At 61.3% G+C, this 17,088-nt stretch carries 19 protein-coding genes, 1 tRNA gene and 1 pseudogene; 15 read left to right on the top strand and 6 right to left on the bottom strand.

Features of this window, described 5'->3' with window-relative positions:
- The first annotated feature begins 90 nt into the window (after positions 1-90).
- The 6 genes from NKI50_RS12430 (at position 91) to NKI50_RS12405 (ending at position 4,451) form a co-directional block, all read left to right on the top strand.
- A complete protein-coding gene (locus NKI50_RS12430; RefSeq protein ID WP_023675013.1) occupies positions 91-804 on the top strand; it encodes an ABC transporter permease in 714 nt (237 codons plus the stop codon).
- Complete coding sequence (locus NKI50_RS12425; protein WP_023717639.1) at positions 801-1,628, top strand: ABC transporter permease; 828 nt, start codon at positions 801-803, stop codon at positions 1,626-1,628. Before NKI50_RS12430 ends, NKI50_RS12425 begins: the two co-directional genes overlap by 4 nt.
- Positions 1,629-1,692: 64 nt before the next feature.
- Positions 1,693-2,562 (top strand): NAD(P)-dependent oxidoreductase, encoded by an 870-nt coding sequence (locus NKI50_RS12420; RefSeq protein ID WP_023717640.1) that lies wholly within the window; start codon positions 1,693-1,695, stop codon positions 2,560-2,562.
- A 9-nt stretch (positions 2,563-2,571) separates the two neighbouring features.
- Positions 2,572-3,276: a DNA alkylation repair protein gene (locus NKI50_RS12415; protein ID WP_352640848.1), complete on the top strand. Its 705-nt coding sequence runs from the start codon at positions 2,572-2,574 to the stop codon at positions 3,274-3,276.
- Positions 3,236-3,817 carry a GNAT family N-acetyltransferase gene (locus NKI50_RS12410; RefSeq protein WP_352640850.1) on the top strand — a complete coding sequence of 194 codons (582 nt, stop codon included), beginning with the start codon at positions 3,236-3,238 and terminating at the stop codon, positions 3,815-3,817. Before NKI50_RS12415 ends, NKI50_RS12410 begins: the two co-directional genes overlap by 41 nt.
- Before the next feature lie 61 nt (positions 3,818-3,878).
- Positions 3,879-4,451: a DUF3299 domain-containing protein gene (locus NKI50_RS12405; protein WP_352640852.1), complete on the top strand. Its 573-nt coding sequence runs from the start codon at positions 3,879-3,881 to the stop codon at positions 4,449-4,451.
- Between the two features lie 11 nt (positions 4,452-4,462).
- Here NKI50_RS12405 and NKI50_RS12400 read toward each other — a convergent pair whose 3' ends face one another.
- From NKI50_RS12400 to NKI50_RS12385, 4 genes and pseudogenes are all read right to left on the bottom strand, one after another.
- Positions 4,463-4,954: an Lrp/AsnC family transcriptional regulator gene (locus NKI50_RS12400; protein WP_006333679.1), complete on the bottom strand. Its 492-nt coding sequence runs from the start codon at positions 4,952-4,954 to the stop codon at positions 4,463-4,465.
- A gap of 203 nt (positions 4,955-5,157) precedes the next feature.
- Positions 5,158-5,849 (bottom strand): annotated as a pseudogene (locus NKI50_RS12395) (uracil-DNA glycosylase family protein).
- Positions 5,789-6,400, bottom strand: coding sequence for a glutathione S-transferase (locus NKI50_RS12390; protein WP_023717645.1), 612 nt, complete (start codon positions 6,398-6,400; stop codon positions 5,789-5,791). Before NKI50_RS12390 ends, NKI50_RS12395 begins: the two are co-directional and overlap by 61 nt.
- A 40-nt stretch (positions 6,401-6,440) precedes the next feature.
- Entirely contained in the window at positions 6,441-7,064 is a 624-nt protein-coding gene (locus NKI50_RS12385) for a thermonuclease family protein (RefSeq protein WP_352640854.1), read from the bottom strand.
- 75 nt (positions 7,065-7,139) lie between these two features.
- Here NKI50_RS12385 and NKI50_RS12380 point away from each other — a divergent pair, with 75 nt between their 5' ends.
- Positions 7,140-8,654 carry a sensor histidine kinase gene (locus NKI50_RS12380; RefSeq protein WP_352640856.1) on the top strand — a complete coding sequence of 505 codons (1,515 nt, stop codon included), beginning with the start codon at positions 7,140-7,142 and terminating at the stop codon, positions 8,652-8,654.
- A 4-nt stretch (positions 8,655-8,658) separates the two neighbouring features.
- Here the strand turns inward: NKI50_RS12380 and NKI50_RS12375 are convergent, their stop codons facing one another.
- Entirely contained in the window at positions 8,659-9,657 is a 999-nt protein-coding gene (locus NKI50_RS12375; protein WP_352640925.1) for a nicotinate-nucleotide--dimethylbenzimidazole phosphoribosyltransferase, read from the bottom strand.
- Positions 9,658-9,831: 174 nt separating this feature from the next.
- On the opposite strand from NKI50_RS12375, the gene NKI50_RS12370 reads away from it, so the two are divergent.
- Entirely contained in the window at positions 9,832-10,065 is a 234-nt protein-coding gene (locus NKI50_RS12370) for a DUF1289 domain-containing protein (protein ID WP_352640857.1), read from the top strand.
- Between the two features lie 13 nt (positions 10,066-10,078).
- The gene (locus NKI50_RS12365) at positions 10,079-10,783 is read left to right on the top strand and encodes a TIGR02281 family clan AA aspartic protease (RefSeq protein WP_352640859.1); all 705 of its coding nucleotides are present in this window, start codon (positions 10,079-10,081) and stop codon (positions 10,781-10,783) included.
- Between the two features lie 9 nt (positions 10,784-10,792).
- Here the strand turns inward: NKI50_RS12365 and dusA are convergent, their stop codons facing one another.
- Positions 10,793-11,788, bottom strand: coding sequence for a tRNA dihydrouridine(20/20a) synthase DusA (gene dusA, locus NKI50_RS12360; protein WP_352640861.1), 996 nt, complete (start codon positions 11,786-11,788; stop codon positions 10,793-10,795).
- A 115-nt stretch (positions 11,789-11,903) separates the two neighbouring features.
- Here dusA and NKI50_RS12355 point away from each other — a divergent pair, with 115 nt between their 5' ends.
- The 6 genes from NKI50_RS12355 to NKI50_RS12330 all read left to right on the top strand — a co-directional run bounded on the left by NKI50_RS12355 (position 11,904) and on the right by NKI50_RS12330 (position 16,847).
- The gene (locus NKI50_RS12355) at positions 11,904-12,239 is read left to right on the top strand and encodes a hypothetical protein (RefSeq protein WP_352640863.1); all 336 of its coding nucleotides are present in this window, start codon (positions 11,904-11,906) and stop codon (positions 12,237-12,239) included.
- 119 nt (positions 12,240-12,358) lie between these two features.
- Positions 12,359-12,427, top strand: a tRNA-Ser gene (locus tag NKI50_RS12350).
- A gap of 240 nt (positions 12,428-12,667) precedes the next feature.
- The gene (locus tag NKI50_RS12345; protein ID WP_352640865.1) at positions 12,668-14,557 is read left to right on the top strand and encodes an adenylate/guanylate cyclase domain-containing protein; all 1,890 of its coding nucleotides are present in this window, start codon (positions 12,668-12,670) and stop codon (positions 14,555-14,557) included.
- Between the two features lie 160 nt (positions 14,558-14,717).
- Complete coding sequence (locus NKI50_RS12340; protein WP_352640867.1) at positions 14,718-14,903, top strand: hypothetical protein; 186 nt, start codon at positions 14,718-14,720, stop codon at positions 14,901-14,903.
- A 148-nt stretch (positions 14,904-15,051) separates the two neighbouring features.
- The gene (locus tag NKI50_RS12335; RefSeq protein WP_352640869.1) at positions 15,052-15,243 is read left to right on the top strand and encodes a hypothetical protein; all 192 of its coding nucleotides are present in this window, start codon (positions 15,052-15,054) and stop codon (positions 15,241-15,243) included.
- A gap of 26 nt (positions 15,244-15,269) precedes the next feature.
- Positions 15,270-16,847 carry a B12-binding domain-containing radical SAM protein gene (locus tag NKI50_RS12330; protein ID WP_352640871.1) on the top strand — a complete coding sequence of 526 codons (1,578 nt, stop codon included), beginning with the start codon at positions 15,270-15,272 and terminating at the stop codon, positions 16,845-16,847.
- The last annotated feature ends 241 nt before the right edge of the window (positions 16,848-17,088 follow it).

Genomic DNA, 17,088 nt, shown 5'->3' with positions numbered 1-17,088 from the left:
GGGAGATTCCCGCCGTTCTTATAAGGATGCCGCGCACGAGGGGTGATGCGGTACGGGTCTCAACGAGCCTTAAGGAGAACAGGCAGGCGGATGCAGAGCGCACTGACGCTTCTCAGTTGGGGACCCGAAGGCTGGCTCGACGACATCGCCGCGGGTGTGTTTGTCACAGTATGTCTTGCGCTGGCCACGCTGCCCTTCGGGCTGACGCTCGGCTTTTTCGTGGCGCTGGCCAAACAGTCGGAAGAGCCGTCGCTGAGACTGGCCGGGAACATCTACACCACGATCTTTCGCGGAATACCCGAGCTGCTCACGCTGTTTCTGATCTTCTTCGGCATCCCATTAATCCTGCAATACATTGTCCGGCTGGTGAGCCCCGGGACATCGGCCGACGTCAACAGCTTCGTCGCCGGGATGATCGCGCTGTGCTTCATCTTCTCCTCTTATTCCAGCGAGGTGTTTTTATCCGCCTTCCGCGCGATTCCAAAAGGGCAATATGAGGGAGGCTATTCGGTTGGCCTGTCCAGCGGCCAGACGATGCGGCTGATCGTACTGCCGCAGTTAATCCGCATCGCGTTGCCCGGACTTGCCAATCTTTGGCTGATCCTGCTCAAGGACACCGCGCTCGTCTCGGCCGTCGGCCTCAACGAGATCCTCCGGCAGAGCGGGGTTGCCGCTCGCGTCACCAAGCACGCCTTCCTGTTTTACGGTTTTGCCGGCCTGATCTATCTCCTGCTAGCGATCGTCTCCTCCTTCGGCATCAATGCGATCGAACGAGCGGTTGGCGGCAGCGAGGTCAAGAGATGAGCCTGGCCACCGACACGCTGAAGGTTGACCGGCCGCCGCCGCCCGCACGCGGCTGGTCGCGCCAACGCATCCTCGGCCATGTCCTGGTCGGCCTGTGGATCGCTCTCGGCATTGGCGTGGTCGTCTACCTGGTCACTGCGTGGAACCCGGAGTTCTTCCAGAAATATGCACCCGGCTACATATCCGGCCTTGGCATCACCCTGCTGCTGGTTGCCATCTCAATTGTGCTTGGTGCGATCCTGTCGGTGCCGATCGCCTATGCACGTATGTCGAACAATCCGATCCTTTCGGGGTTCGCCTATGCCTATGTCTATTTCTTTCGCGGCACGCCGCTGTTGGCGCAGACCTTCCTGGTCTACTACGGGGTCGGCTCCTTCCGACCGGAGCTCGAGATGGTCGGCCTGTGGGGCTTCTTCCGCGAAGCGTTCAACTGCGCGATCTTCGCCTTTTCGCTGAATACGGCCGCCTACCAGGCCGAGATTTTGCGTGGCGCGATCGAGAGCGTGCCAAGGGGCCAATGGGAAGGTGCCGCCTCGCTCGGCCTGCACAAACTGCAGACGATGTGGAAAATCATCCTGCCGCAGGCGCTGATTGTGGCGCTGCGCCCTTATGGCAACGAGATCATCCTGATGATCAAGGGCTCGGCAATCGTCGCCATCATCACGGTCTACGATTTGATGGGCATCACCCGGCTCACTTATGCGCGCACCTTCGACTTTCAGTCGTATATCTGGGCGGCGATCATCTATCTGGTCATCGTCGAAACATTGCGCCACGGCGTCGAGTGGATCGAACGGCGTATCACCATCCATCTGCACCGCTGACTCCCATCCCCTTGCCTGATCCGATAAGAAGGCCGCAAAGCAGGTTTCTAAGGGATTCGAAAACATGGCTTCGGTGGCATTTCTCGGTCTTGGCGTCATGGGTTATCCGATGGCCGGGCATCTCAAGAACAAGGGCGGTCACGACGTCACTGTCTACAACCGCACCAGGGCCAAGGCCGAGCAGTGGGTTGCCCAGCATGGCGGCAGCTTCGCCGTGACGCCGGCAGAGGCGGCCGAGGGCAAGGACTTCGTTTTTTCCTGCGTCGGCAATGACGACGATCTGCGCTCGGTGACGACCGGCGCCGGAGGCGCCTTCAATTCAGTGAAGAAGGGCGCCATCTTCGTCGACAACACCACGGCATCGGCCGAGGTCGCGCGCGAACTGGCGCAGCAGGCGCAAGCGCTCGGGTTTTCGTCCCTCGACGCTCCGGTCTCCGGCGGTCAGGCAGGCGCTGAGAACGGCGTGCTGACCGTGATGGTCGGCGGCGAGCCAGACGCCTTCGACAGGGCCAAGCCGGTCATAGATGCTTATGCCCGCATGGTCGGGTTGATGGGACCGGCAGGGGCTGGCCAGCTCACCAAGATGATCAACCAGATCTGCATCGCCGGCCTCGTTCAGGGACTGGCCGAAGGTATCCATTTCGGCAAGCAGGCCGGGCTCGACATCGAAAAGGTGATCGAGGTGATTTCCAAGGGCGCGGCCGGTTCCTGGCAGATGGAGAACCGCCACAAGACGATGAATGCCGGCAAATATGATTTCGGCTTCGCCGTCGACTGGATGCGCAAGGATCTTGGCATCTGCCTCGCCGAGGCCGACCGCAACGGCGCCAAACTGCCGGTGACGGCACTTGTCGACCAGTTTTACAAGGACGTGCAGGCGATGGGCGGCAAGCGCTGGGACACGTCCTCGCTGCTGGCGCGGCTGGAGAAATAGGATTTCACCGTGGCCGAGCTTTCGCCTCAATCCAGCGCCGACGAAATCGTCGCTCATCTGCGCTCGATCGCCTCGGAGGAAAATCGCCTTGGCATGCTGCGCTACGGCATCAAGATCGAACGTGCGCTCGGTATCTCGCATGGCGTGCAGCGGCAGATTGCCAAGAAGATCAAGCGCAACCATGAGCGTGCCTTCGAGCTTTGGCAGACAGGCATCATGGAGGCGCAGTTGATCGCTTCCGTGACAGCCGATCCGGAGCGGTTCTCCGCCGCGGATGCAAGACGATGGGCGGCGACTTTCGACTCGTGGGATATCGTCGACGGGGTCTCCGATCTCTTTGTCGATACGGATTGCTGGAGGGAATTGATCGCCGAATTCGCGGTCGACGAACGGGAATTCGTTCGGCGCACGGCGTTTGCGATGATGGCTTGGTCGGTGGTCCACCGGAAGAAGGAACCCGAGGCGACCTTCCTCGAATTCCTGTCGATCATCGAAGCGCATGCGACCGACGGCCGCAATTTTGTCAAGAAGGCGGTGAACTGGGCGCTTCGTTCGATCGGCAAACGATCGATGAATTTGCACGGCCCTGCCCTTGCCCTGGCGCAAAAACTAGCGGCCTCGACAGACAGGACTGCGCGCTGGATCGGCAAGGACGCCGTGAAGGAACTTTCCGATGCCAAGACGCTCGAACGGCTCGCCGCCAGAAAAGCTTGACCTGAGCAAAGTGCGCTTCACGGAGGTGATGCAATCGACGCGCGCTGATTTCGAAAACCTGTTCGAGCAACCCGGCGGGCCGAAATATTGCTGGTGCATGGCCTGGCGCAACCTCGACCGCCGCGAGCATGTCGAGAACGACGAGAAGAAACGCGCGATGATGGCGCTGATCGACGCTGGCACGCCGGTCGGCATTGTCGCCCAGATCAATGGCCGGACCGTCGGCTGGTGCTCGGTCGCGCCGCGCGAGACCTACCGCAGGCTGTCGCGGCAGCAGGACGATAGCGAGATGGGCATCTGGTCGATCGTCTGCTTCTATGTACCGAGAGCGCTGCGCGGTGGCGGGCTGGCAAGCGCATTGCTCGACGCGGCCATCGATCACGCCTTTGCCAAAGGCGCCAGGATGATCGAAGCCTATCCGGTCGACGATGCTTCGCCGAGCTACAGCTTCATGGGGTTTCGCGGCATGTTCGTCGCCCGTGGCTTTCGCGAGATTGGCATAGCCGGCTCGCGCCGGCATGTGATGCGGCTTGAGCGTTGACCAGTGGACAGCGGCAGCTTTACTTGATGTCCGCAGATCAAGGCTCAACAGCGGAGCAGCGATGAGCAACCGTTTTAAATCAGGCGCGGTCTTGGCGACTGCCTTGTTGGCGTCCGCCATCGCGGCAAGCGCTTCCGCTGGGACCACGCACATTTTCTGGAAGGATCTGCGCCCAGCGACCCAGGCAGCCGCCGAAAGCGTCGGACTGCCAATGATCGCGGCCAAAATGCCGGATCATGGCGAAACGCTCTCTCACGATTTGCAGGACCAGACCGTGCAGCTCGCGGGCTACGCACTGCCGGTCGATCGCGACGGTGATCTCGTCTATCAATTCCTGCTGGTGCCCTGGACAGGGGCCTGCAGCCATATGCCGACGCCGCCGCCCAACCAGATCGTCCTCGTTACGCCTGCGCAACCCTACCGGATGTCCGAGGCCTACCAGCCGGTTTCGATAACTGGCGCACTAGAGCCAGGCATGGAGAAGAGCCAGCTTTTCATCCTTGACGGCGTCAGTGTCATCCAGTCGGGCTACACTGTGCGCAAGGCCGAGGTGGTCAACGTCGACACCGTGCCGGACACGATCACGCTGCCGGTCAACTCGCCCTGGACTTTCCTCAACAAAAAGAAGAACTAAGCAGAAGAATCTCAAGCGGCGTTGGCGCCGGACTCCTTGTCGAGCACCATGTAATCCAGCGGCATCTCGGTGGTGTATTTGATCTGCTCCATGGCGAAGGAAGACGACACGTCGCGGATCTCGATCTTGGCGATCAGCCGCTTGTAGAAGGCGTCGTAGGCGGCGATGTCGGGCACCACGACGCGCAAGAGATAGTCGACATCGCCGCTCATGCGGTAGAATTCGACCACTTCGGGAAATTCCTGGATGACCTCCGAAAAGCGCCGCAGCCATTCATGGCTGTGCGAATTGGTGCGGATCGACACAAACACCGTGACCCGCACATTGACCTTTTCATGGTCGAGGATGGCGACGCGCCGCTTGATGACGCCCTCTTCCTCGAGCTTCTGGATGCGCCGCCAGCACGGCGTCGTCGACAGGCCGACTTTCTTGGCGACGTCGGCGACCGCAAGCGTCGCATCCTCCTGCAGGAGGCGGAGGATTTTTCTATCGAGGCGGTCCATTGGGTGCTCCCCCTGATGCAAGTCGTCCAAAGTGCGCAGCGGCTTTGGCACAACGATATGCATAAAAACAAGAATTTAAAGCGCGTCCCCTCATGCGCTGCGCGCTTCGAGGAATGGATTACCATATTCCCTCTTGTCATGGCCTTTTACAAGAAAGAAATTCTGTCGGATAGCGCGAAAGCGAGTGATTTCTTGCTGAATGCCTAGCCGATGCGATAGCGGATTTCCGATCTTAGAAATGGCAGCAAATCCATTTCAAACCATGGATTGCGCTTCAGCCAGCCGGTGTTGCGCCAGGACGGGTGCGGCAGCGGCAGGACTTTCGGGTCAGTCGGTGCCGCCCAGATGGCGCGCCAGTCCAAGACTGTTTCTGTCAGCGAGGGACGGCGCGCCGCGCCCATATGCCAGCTTTGCGCGTAGATGCCGATCGTCAGCACCAGATCGACTTGCGGCATCAGCGCCATCAGCGATACGCGCCAGGCCGGCGCACATTCGCGGCGCGGCGGCAGGTCGGCGCCCTTGGCGTCCTGACCCGGAAAGCAAAAGCCCATCGGCACAATGGCAAACTTGTCCGTGTCATAGAATTCCTCGCTGCCGACGCCGAGCCAGCTTCGCAGCCGGTCGCCGGAGGCGTCGGTGAACGGCATGCCTGACACGTGGACCTTGGTACCCGGCGCCTGGCTGGCGATCAGGATGCGGGCGCTCGAAGATGGCCTGAGCACCGGACGCGGCTGGTGCGGCAATGGCCTGCCGGCCGGCTTATCGACGCAGATGCGGCAGGCGCGTACCCTCGCTGCCAAGGCTTCCAACTCTTCGCTCATTCGGAACTCATTGTCAGGCGGCGGCACTCGGCCGGCTTGAGATTGCCCGATACCAGCGCAGCACGTTGGTGCACTCTTCGGGTACCTTGATGCGAGCCGGCTTCATGAAGTCGATGGCGACCAGCCCGGTGATGTCGGCGATCGAATAGGTATCGCCGGCGACGAATTCCCTGCCGGCGAGCTCAGTGTCCAGAAATCTCAGGAATTCGATCGCCTTCGGCTTGTTGGCCTCGCCCCATTCGGGGATTTGCGGGATCTCCCATTCCCTCATTGCGGGATGGATATGCCGGAACGCCGCGGAGACGCAGCCGAACAGATTGAACTCCACGCGCCTTTGCCACATCTCGACGATTGCCTTGCCCAGCGCACCACGCCCGAACAAAGCCGGCTCGGGGTGCAGTTCCTCGAAGTAACGGCAGATTGCGACGGACTCGGTGATGATGGTGCCATCGTCGAGTTCGAGCACCGGCAGACGCTTCAGCGGATTGCGCGAGCTGACCGGCTGCTCTTTGTGCTCCAGCGCACCCATGTCGACCGGCACCAGCGGAACTTCAACTCCCTTTTCAGCCAGGAAAATCCGAACCCGACGTGGATTGGGCGCGCGCCCGCCGTCGAACAGCTTCATCTCTATCCTCCTCGTCCGTACGACGAATTATAGGCGCAGCTCACCAGAAGCGAAAAATCTCCCGCAGGGCGTCGCCGATCGACGCCAAGGTCCCGTGTTTTCTTTCGACCAGCTCGTGCCCGTGGCTCTCGCGCCAGTTCTTCGGCTCGTCGAAAGTTCCGGCCCAGATGCCGGCCTTGCCTGCGCGCGCAGCGGCTTCCTCGGTCTCGAAGTCGCCAAAGGCGACCGCCCAGCCGGCCTCGACCTGAGCGCGGTTGAGATCCTTGCCGCCAGCCTTGCAATCGCCGAGCAGCCTGCCGTAGCGGTCGCGCTGCCAGCCACTGCAGGAAACGGCTTTGCCGGCAATCAACCGCACCAGGGACTGCCGCGCGAGCTTGCCGCAGGGATAGTCGGCACCGTCCTTGCGGCAGATCTGCGAATATTCCGGCGCATCGATGCCACGCATGCGGACACGCTCGCTGCCGAGGGTGATGCTATCGCCGTCATTGACAATCGCCGCGCCCTCCGTCTTGCGCGTCTCCACCCGGTCGAGGCGCGCCGCCAGGAGGATCAGCAGGCCAAGCACGATGAGCGTCAGCCCATAGTCCATCAACCTGCGCCACAGGCTTCGCGAACGCGGCGCATAGTATCGCTGGCGCGGCCATCGCGACCACGAACGGCTCATATGGCAAACCGTTGGTTAATCATTCGAACGTAGCTTAACGATTTGAAATTGCTGCCCGCGTAAATTGAAGACTTCATGCCCCTGCAACGCTCGACCACGGCGGACAAGTTTATTGTGGACCGCAGGAAACGCCATCGCAACAGCGATGTCGCGCGCGCGGTGCGCAAGACGCGCGACCGTCTTTCGCAGCAAGCCGGAAATCCCGACTTCGACCGCGAGCTGTTGAAGCTCCACGCGCTGTCGATGACCGGCGGCGTGATCGTCGTCCCGCTGCTCGTTCTGGCAACGGCCGCCGCAGGCTTGTTCGCGGGCATCGGCAAGGAGATCGGCGTCTGGGCGCTGTTCACATTCATCTGCTACACCATCGTGGCGTTCATGGCGAGACGCGTCACGCAAGCGTCCGAGCTCAACCCGCTGGAAACGCATAGGGATTTCCTGATCGGCCATTTTCTCTGCGGGCTTGGCTGGGCCTGGTTCGCATGGCTCGGCTGCGAAACTTGCCAAATCGATCAGTTCCAGGTCGCCAAGGCGGTGGTGCTGCTGCTCGCCATGTCGGCAACCGCGATCCTGGCATCGTCCCTGCGCGGTGCGCTGTTGGCGACCTTCGCTCTCCCGGTCGCCATCTATGCCTATGCCAGTGCAAAATTATGGATGCCCGTCGAGGTGATCATGGCAGGTTTGCTGATCGCCTCGCTACCTTTCTTCGCCTATGTGGCGCGCCAGCTCAACCGTTCCTCGCTGATGCTGCTGTCGTTCCGCTCCGAAAAGGATGCGCTGATCGCCGAACTGGAGACGGCGAAATCGATGTCGGACGAGGCACGGCGGCGGGCGGAAGACGCAAATCTGGCGAAATCACGTTTCCTGGCCTCGATGAGCCACGAACTGCGCACGCCGCTCAACGCCATTCTCGGCTTTTCCGAAGTGATGGCCAACGAGGTGCTCGGCCCGATGAGCAACCCGACCTATCGCGACTATGCCCGTGACGTGCATGACTCCGGACAGCATCTGCTCGACCTGATCAACGAAATTCTCGATTTGTCGCGCATCGAAGCGGGCCGCTACCAGCTCAACGAGGAGCCGATGATGCTGCTCTCCGTCGTCGAGGATTGCTGCCACATGATGGAGCTGAAGGCGCGCAACAAGGACATCCGTATCGTCCAGGATTTCGAAAACGCCTTGCCGCGCCTGTTCGCCGACGAACGCGCGGTGCGGCAGATTGCGCTCAACCTTTTGTCCAATGCCATCAAGTTCACCGCCACCGGCGGCGAAATCCGCGTGCGCGTCGGTTGGACGGCGGGCGGCGGGCAATATCTCTCCGTCAAGGACAATGGGCCGGGCATACCGGAAGACGAGATCCCGATCGTACTCTCGGCCTTCGGCCAGGGCTCGATCGCCATCAAGAGCGCCGAACAGGGCACCGGGCTTGGCCTGCCGATCGTGCAGGGCCTGCTGGCCATGCATGGCGGCGAATTCCAGCTCCATTCCAGGCTACGCGAAGGCACAGAGGCGATCGCCATCTTCCCGCTGAGCCGGGTGATGGAGGAACTGCCGGCGCTGCCGACCAAGGCGGTTGCTTCGCGCCGGCGCTGAATGCTTAACCGCGGACCGCGGCTGCCATGCCGGAGCTGGTCAGAGCGGCCGCCTTGACCAGCCCAGCGGCAAGAGCCGCCCCTACCCCCTCGCCTTGACTGACGCCCAGATCGAGCAGCGGGCGAAGGCCGAGGCGCTCGGCGGCCTTGGCATGGCCCGGCTCCGGCGACAGGCTTGCGAGGAGACAATGATCGAGCGCGGCGGGGTTGGCGGCATATAGGGCGGCAGCGGCCGCGGTCACCGCAAACCCATCGAGCAGCACCGGGATCTTCTGCATCCGCGCCGCCAGAATGGCGCCGCAGATCGCCGCGAATTCCCGTCCACCGACCCGGCGAAGCGCTTCCAGCGGATCCTTGAGGCTCGCGCCGTGAAACGCCATCGCGGCATCGACCACCTCCGCCTTGCGCCTCTGCATCGCTGCGTTGGCCCCTGATCCAGGGCCGACCCAGTCGGCGCCGGTGCCGCCGAACAGCGCCGCGCAAAGAGCCGCGGCGACAGTCGAATTGCCGACGCCGAGGTCGCCAAGGCAAAGCAGGTCGGTGCCGCCGGCAATCGCTTCCATGCCGAAGGCCATGGTGGCGGCGCAACCGCGCTCGTCCAGTGCCGCGTCCTCGGTGATGTCGGCTGTTGGAATGTGCAGAGCCAGATCGAACACCTTCAAGCCGAGATCGTTGGCGATGCAGATCTGGTTGATCGCTGCACCGCCGGCGGCGCAAAGCTCGACCGCATTTGCCGTGGCGGCGGCGGGGCGCGGCGAAATGCCGTGGCGGGTGACGCCATGATTGCCGGCAAAGATCGCCACCAATGGCCGCGTCACCGCCGGTGGCGCGCGGCCGCTCCAGCCGGCGAGCCAGGCGGCGACGTCCTCGATGCGGCCGAGCGAGCCTTTGGGCTTGTCTGCCTTGGCAAACAGCTGGCGCACGCGGGCTCCGGCCGCCATATCTGCCGGTGGCAGGCTCATCAGGAGTTCGCGAAAATCGTCGAAAGGCAGCGCGCTGGTCATGTCGATGGCGATCGTCCCTGTGAATTGGTGAGCGGCATAGCCGCCTTGGCCAGCCGGCACAACCTCGGCACAACTTCGAGGTATTGACGCGAAAGCACTTGTTGGCGGCGCACGCCGGAGGGCTTGCATTGACTTTGTCGTTGCACCATGTGGAGGCTAGCCAAGGAAATCCTCATGACGGCCATTGAATCACCGTGCATCCTGGTCTGCTCGATCGACATGAAAACCGGTTTCTGTTTCGGTTGCGGGCGCACGCGCGAGGAAATCGCCGCCTGGATCGACATGACCCCACAAACCCGCCGCGGCGTCATGGCCGAGCTGCCGGCAAGGCTGGAAACGGTCGAGCGACGCCCCCGCCGGGAAACCCGTCGCAGCCGCATGGCACGCGAACGCGACGCCCTCTCGTGAAGCGGCCACAGAGATGAACCGACTGTTGTGGATTCTGATCGTCGCGATCGGGGCGGGTGTGCTCCTGCTCATGCTCAACGATTCCGCCGGCAGCACATTCGGCATTGAGAATTACGATTTCAGCCAGCTGATCTGGCTTGGCGCTTTAGCGGCGCTCGTCGGCGCCGGCCTGCTCAGATCGGGCAGGCCGTTGGGCACTATGGCCCGCAGCCTCGGCGCCTGGGGTGCCATCGTGCTGGCGCTGATCGCCGGCTATCAGTACCGCTATGAGTTGCAGGATTTCGCCAGCCGCGTCACCGCCGGCCTCGTTCCCGGCAGTCCGCTGGCGCTGGGCGTGGACGAAGGCCATGCCACCGTCACCCTGGACAAGGCCGGCAACGGCCATTTCGAAGCGCGTGTCACGATCAACGGCACGCCGATCCTGACGGTTGTCGATACCGGCGCGACCAGCACCGTGCTGACCGCCGAGGACGCACTGGCGGTCGGGTTCAATTCGGCGGCTCTCCGCTTCACCATTCCGATCTCTACCGCCAACGGCATGACACGCGCCGCCGCCGTAAAAACCGATGAGCTGTCGATCGGCGGCATCGTGCGCAAGGACATGCCCATCATGATCGCCGCACCCGGCACGCTCGGCCAGAGCCTGCTCGGCATGAATTTCATCGGCTCGCTATCGGGCTTCGACGTCCGTGGCGATCGCATGATTTTGCGGGATTAACTTCTTTCCTCAGGCCGCCTCTGCCGTCCTGCCGAAATCGACTTCTGCGAAAGCCGCCTTGAGCACCTGCGGTCCGGCACCCTGCTTTGTCGCCTCGGTGGAAAGGATCTGCCGGTAGTGGCGTGCACCGGGCAGGCCGTGAAACAGCCCGACCATGTGCCGGGTGACATGCCCCAGCCGGCCGCCCTGCTCGATATGGCGTGCCGCGTAGTCTGCCATCGCATCGATCAGCGCGGCAAAATCGAACGGCTCAGCTGTGCCGCCGTAAAACGCGGCATCGATGCCAGTCAGTGTCCCGGGCGTGTGATAGGCAGCGCGGCCGAGCATGGCGCCATCGACATGGTCGAGATGCCTCAGCGCCTCTGCGAGAGATTGAATTCCGCCGTTGATGCCGATGAATTTGTTTTGTTTTCTGGCTTTCAGCCGATAGACGCGGCCATAGTCGAGCGGCGGGATGTCGCGATTTTCCTTTGGGCTCAGACCTTCCAGCCAGGCCTTGCGGGCGTGCACCCACAGCGCGTCGGCGCCGGCCGCGAAAACACCGTCGGCCAAGGCATCGAGTGCCGGTTCCGGATCCTGCTCATCGACGCCGATGCGGCACTTGACGGTAACCGGTATTTTCACCGCCGCCTTCATCGCAGCGGCGCAATCTGCGACGAGCACCGGCGTCTTCATCAGGCAGGCGCCGAACGTGCCCGACTGGACGCGGTCGGACGGACAGCCGACATTGAGGTTGATTTCATCATAGCCGAAGGCTTCGCCGATGCGCGCCGCCTCGGCCAGCTTTCCCGGATCGGCGCCGCCGAGCTGCAGCGCCACCGGATGTTCGCTGTCGTCGAAGCCGAGCAGCCGCTCGCGCGCGCCGTGGATGACCGCATCTGCCACCACCATCTCGGTGTAGAGCAGCGCCTCGCGCGTCAATTGGCGATGGAAGAACCGGCAGTGCCGGTCCGTCCAGTCCATCATGGGGGCAACGGCCACTCTATGGTCTTGATATTTCAGCATTTTTTCTTTTAACATCAAATCGTTAGACCCTGTCGAGCGCACACGAATTTACGCCAGAATACGACCCTTTTCGCCACGTTTCGATCTCTCAGTGCACACGGAGCGCACACGAAAAATGGCCACCTATACAAAGCTCTCGTCCGGTTCCTGGCGTGTCCAAGTCCGTCGCAAAGGTCGCTACGTCAGCGAGACCTTCCTGCGCCGAGACGACGCACGACGCTGGGCAACCGAAACCGAGCGCCAAGTCGATCGTAGTGAGACGCCGACCAAGTCCCGTATAGCGCGCCTGAAAACTTTCGGCGAACTCATCGACCTTCATATCGACGACATGTGCGATGTAGGCAAGTCCCCTCGCCGCTCCAAGGCCGCGGCCCTCGATATGCTGCAGAGGCATCTTGGGAAGTGCAGCATCGCGAGGCTGAATTCACGATTGAACAGGTTGCGCTGGTGACTGGGCACAAGGACTGGAAAATGCTGAAGCGGTATACGCACCTTAAGCCCGAGGCGCTCCACTCAGTGCTGGCGAGCCGTGCTGCCTAGCGCGATGGCCGCTTGCATATTCGGATTGCAGCGATAGCCGAAGTTCAAACCAGACTACGAATCTGGGGGTCAGGAGTTCGAATCTCTTCGGGCGCGCCAAATTTCCAACCTATTGAGTTGAACCAGTTTTCCGAAGCGTGCGCCCGAACAAAAGAGAGAACTGTCTGGGGGCCCATTCGGCACTATAAGCGACGTCTGTTTCCCAGGTGTGGTCCGCCTTTGGGACTCGGTGCCGATCTCGCCGCAGACGAACTTGAGGCAGTACACCTTCCGCTCGGATAGACTCCTGACCCGACCGTCCATACAATCCAGTCTGGCCTCCAGGAACAGAGGCATCACATGGTAGGAGAAAGCGTCCAACGCCGGCTTGCAGCGATTCTGAGCGCCGATGTGGTCGGCTACAGCCGACTGATGGAGCTTGATGAAGCAGGAACCCTTGAGCGTTTGCGAAACAATCGCAGCACGCTTGTCCTGCCCGAGATCCAGAAACACGGGGGGCGGGTCGTCAAGCTCATGGGCGACGGTTTGCTCGTAGAGTTCGCGAGCGTCGTTGCGGCTGTGAGTTGCGCCCTGGGTATCCAGCGGGCAACCGCCGAGTGCCAGTCCGATCTGGAGGAATCCCAGCGGATACGCTTCCGTATCGGGGTCAATCTGGGCGATCTGATCGTCGACGGGGACGACCTTTACGGCGAGGGTGTCAACGTGGCTGCCCGGCTCCAGACGTTGGCCAGCCCTGGAAGCGTTGTCGTTTCCCAGACTGTTCGCGACCACATAGCGGGAAGGCTCGCCGTGACGTTCGGCGATTTCGGAGAGCACGTCGTCAAGGACGGCGAACGCCCCATCCGGGTTTTCGGGGTAAGCCTTGTCGAGGCGAGTGGAGCACAAAATCCCAGAGCGGAGCGTTCGAGCGCCAGACCGGTGCGGCCTGCGATTTGCGTCCTGCCTTTCATCAACATGAGCGGCGATGCCGAGCAGGAGTATTTCAGCGATGGCATTACGGAGGACATCATCATCGACCTGTCCAAGGTTTCCACGCTCTCCGTCACCGCCCGCAATACCGCTTTCACTTTCAAGGGCAAAGCCGTCGATGTGGGGCAACTTGCCAGGCAGTTGGAGGTTACTCACGTTGTCGAGGGCAGCGTCCGCAAGGCCGGTGGGCGGGTGCGCATTGCCGCGCAGCTGATTGATGGAGCCAGAGGCGATCATATCTGGGCAGAGCGATACGACCGCGATCTGAACGACATCTTCGCGTTGCAGGATCAGATTGCGCAGGCCATTGTTGCCGCATTGAAGGTCAAGCTGTTGCCGGCCGAGAGGCGGGCGATCGAACACCGCGCGACCAATGATCCCCGCGCCTACCAGCTCTATCTGCTGGGCCGGCATTACCTGCAGCATGGGCCGCGGCAGGTGGAAATAGCTCTCCGATTCTGTCGGCGTGCCGTGGAAATCGACCCCAACTACGCCCAGGCATGGGCCATGCTCGCGCTTTACCAAGCGGATCGGTATCTCGCTGGAATGTCGCAGGACTCGGGCATGTCAGCCGCTGAGAGGGCCCTTTCGCTGGATCCGACATTAGCAGAGGCCCACGCCGCCAAGGGGCGGATCCTGGGCGAGCTCGGCCGCTACGAGGAGGCTATCACGGAGCACGAGGAGTCGCTGCGGCTCGATCCGGACTCCTATGACGTCCGCTACTGTTTCGGCCGCACTCACATACGATTCGGTGACCATGAAGCGGCGATTAGGCATTTCGAGCGAGCTGCTGAGCTTCTCGATACGGACTATGTTTCCCCCGGCTTTGTAGCCCAGAGCTGCCGGGCGCTCGGCTGGCACAACGAAAGCCTCACTGCGGCGCGGCAGTCGGTGGAACGCGCCGGAATGGAGATCGCGGTACGCCCCGACAACGCTCATGCGGTGGGGAGCGGCGCTCTCGCATTGGCTTACCTGGGGGAGGTCGAGCGTGCCAAGGAATGGATTTCGCGCGCGCTCATCGTCGTCGATCCCGACGACACGCTGGAACAGTACAATGTAGCCTGCGCCATGGCTCAAGTCGGGGAGTTGGACGAGGCTTTCGATCTATTGGAATCCTGCATCGGTAGGATACCCGCCCAATTCGTGAATTGGGTCAAGAATGACAACGACCTCGACCCCCTGCACCGTCATCCACGGTATCAGTCCCTGATCGCAACTGCTGAGGAGAGGTTGAGGGCCGCCGAGGCCGCGCGCAGTTGAGCGCCGACTGGACCGAGAACCGCAGGGCGCTGAGTATTCTTACTTCGTAACAAGCAAATCCGTCGCACCAGTTTAGCCGTCGTCTTGACAGCCACCGGGGGTCGTGCAATGTTTATTAGCTTCTTCTGATATATACTGGCCCTAATTGCAGGAGGATTGGATGATCAAGAAGAGCCGCCGGATCAGCAGGGTAAATATATCAGTAAAAGTGACGATCATCCCGGAGGACGAGGCAACCGACAAAGAAAAGAATGATCCTTCCGTTGCTAAGATAGAAATTGGTGGGGAGGATTTTATTATAGTTGCCGGTCGTGCGGACGTTAAGCCGGCTCCCAAGAAGAAATGAGCCAACGGCCGTGCCGAAACGCTCCGCGAAAGAGCTGAGATCGCTGCGTTGGCATCTGGCCTCCGATGCCTACTGGCGCCGAGAAGAGGAAGACATCGTCATCGCAACGAAAGGCACGATATTGAGATTGAATTCGGGGAGCGCCCGTATGCTCGAGGCGCTTGTCGGCATACCGAAGGCCGGCCGCCTTTTGAAGAGCGGTACGTTCCAAGAGAATGAGGTCGAATCGCTGCTGAGGCTTTTGGTGAGCGAGAACATTGTCGTGCCGGGTGAAGACAGAAAAGCGTCGCGCTTGCAGGAAATTACGTGCATCGATGCGCAAATAACTCCCGGATGGTAGCGCGGCATTGATGTGAGGAATTCGGGTTGGCACGCCGGGAGAAAGCCACGGAAATCGCGCTGGTGAATGTGCCGTATGGTTCGGCTGACGGCGAGCGCAGCATGCGGCCACTCGGGTTGAGCTACCTCGGAGCGTTTCTCGCCGACCGGGGCGTACGCGCCAAAGGTTTCGACTTCTCCGATTCTTCAATGAATCCGACCGAGATCGTCGAGCGGTATCGGCTTGCGGACTATCCCGTGGTCGGTCTCTCTTTCTACAACATAAACGCCAAGGCCGCTTATCGGCTGGCCGAAGCCGTTAAGGCTCGAAACCCGCACTGCGTGGTCGTGGGCGGCGGTCCGCACGCGAGCGCAGCCCATGCCACGCTTTTCGAAAGGCATCCAGAAATCGACCTCGTCGTGAGAAACGAAGGCGAGGAGACCCTTCTGGAAGTCATCGAGGCACTCCGCTGCAAGCTTCCGCTGAGCGGAATCAGCGGCATTTCCTACATGAGCGGTGGCCGCAGCGTCATAGCGCCCGACAGAAGCCGCCTGGAAAACCTGGATGACCTGCCGGCCCCTGCCTTCGATTTCCAGTCCGAAACCGAAGAGAACCCGTTGTTCTACTTCGACAGGGTAAGCGGAACGCGAAAGCGTGCGGTGGGCCTGGTCTCGAGCAGGAGTTGCCCATATAGCTGCTCGTTCTGCGCGATCATCCTGATCGGCCGGCAATGGCGAAAAGCGAGCGCGGCCAAGGTCGTGTCCGATCTGAAGGAGCTGGAAGCCAGGAATGGGCTCGAATACGGACACATCTACTTTCTGGACGCCAACTTCTTCGTAAACGCCAAGCGGGCGCTGGAAGTGGCGGAATCGCTTCACTGCTATCGAGCGGACATCACCTTCAGCTTTTCCACGAGGGTGAACCAGCTGATCAAGGGCAAGAGCCTGCTTTCCGAGCTGCAGAGGCTTGGATTGAGAGCTGTCGAACTGGGTATCGAAAGTGGCAGCAGGGACGCGTTGAAGCGGTTTGCGAAAGACACCACGCCCGAGCAGAACGACGAGGCGCTGCATCTTCTGAAGAGTCATGGAATACAGCTGATTTTTGATTTCATCATGTTCGATGCGGAAGCAAATCTGAATGACCTCAGGCGCAACGTCGACATGATCGAGAGGAACAATCTCGACTACCATGTGCCATGGGAGCATATCTTTTCACATATGACGCCGTATCTCGGAACCGACATTCGGCTGCACTATGAAAAGATGATGGGTCATGCTTTCGACGAGGACGAGCTGCCCCATCCGAGCGATCTGTTTCAGGATCCGCAGGTAAAGGCTGTCTTTGACGAGTTGAGCAAGCTTCATGCTCACGTCCCGAATATCGCGCAGGCGCTGTTCCGCACCGAAGCGCGGGTCAGGGGCTCCGCAAGCTGGGGACGCGATGAGGCGCGGGAAAAGCTGAACGCGGTCACGCTCCGGCGCCTTCCGTTCCTGGTGCTTAGAAATCTTCTCAGCCAAGCCAGACAAGGCGAAACTGTTTCGCTTGCCCGGGCGATACCGCCGTTCACCGACGAAGCTGGCAGTTCATACGATCTCGAGGAGTTCCTGCACTGGGCTGCGACTTGAATTCATATCAACGGGCATGGAGATAGGAGACAGCCGCAAGCGTCTCGAGCCCCAATTCCTCCCCCAATGCGGCGATCACGGTTGCCACGCGACCACGCACCCGTGGAGGAAGCTGCATCAGCCCCTCGATCAGGCGCCGGCCTTCCGCCCTGGCGATAAAGTCGATGCGCTCATCGACCGGCAGGGGGCGGCTTCCCGGCTGGTCTCACGCGTCCCAACACCTCGCCCGTGACGGTGGCCG

The organism is Mesorhizobium sp. M0563 (assembly GCF_040321065.1).
GTDB lineage: Bacteria > Pseudomonadota > Alphaproteobacteria > Rhizobiales > Rhizobiaceae > Mesorhizobium.
This window is presented reverse-complemented; position numbering and strand designations above follow the sequence as displayed.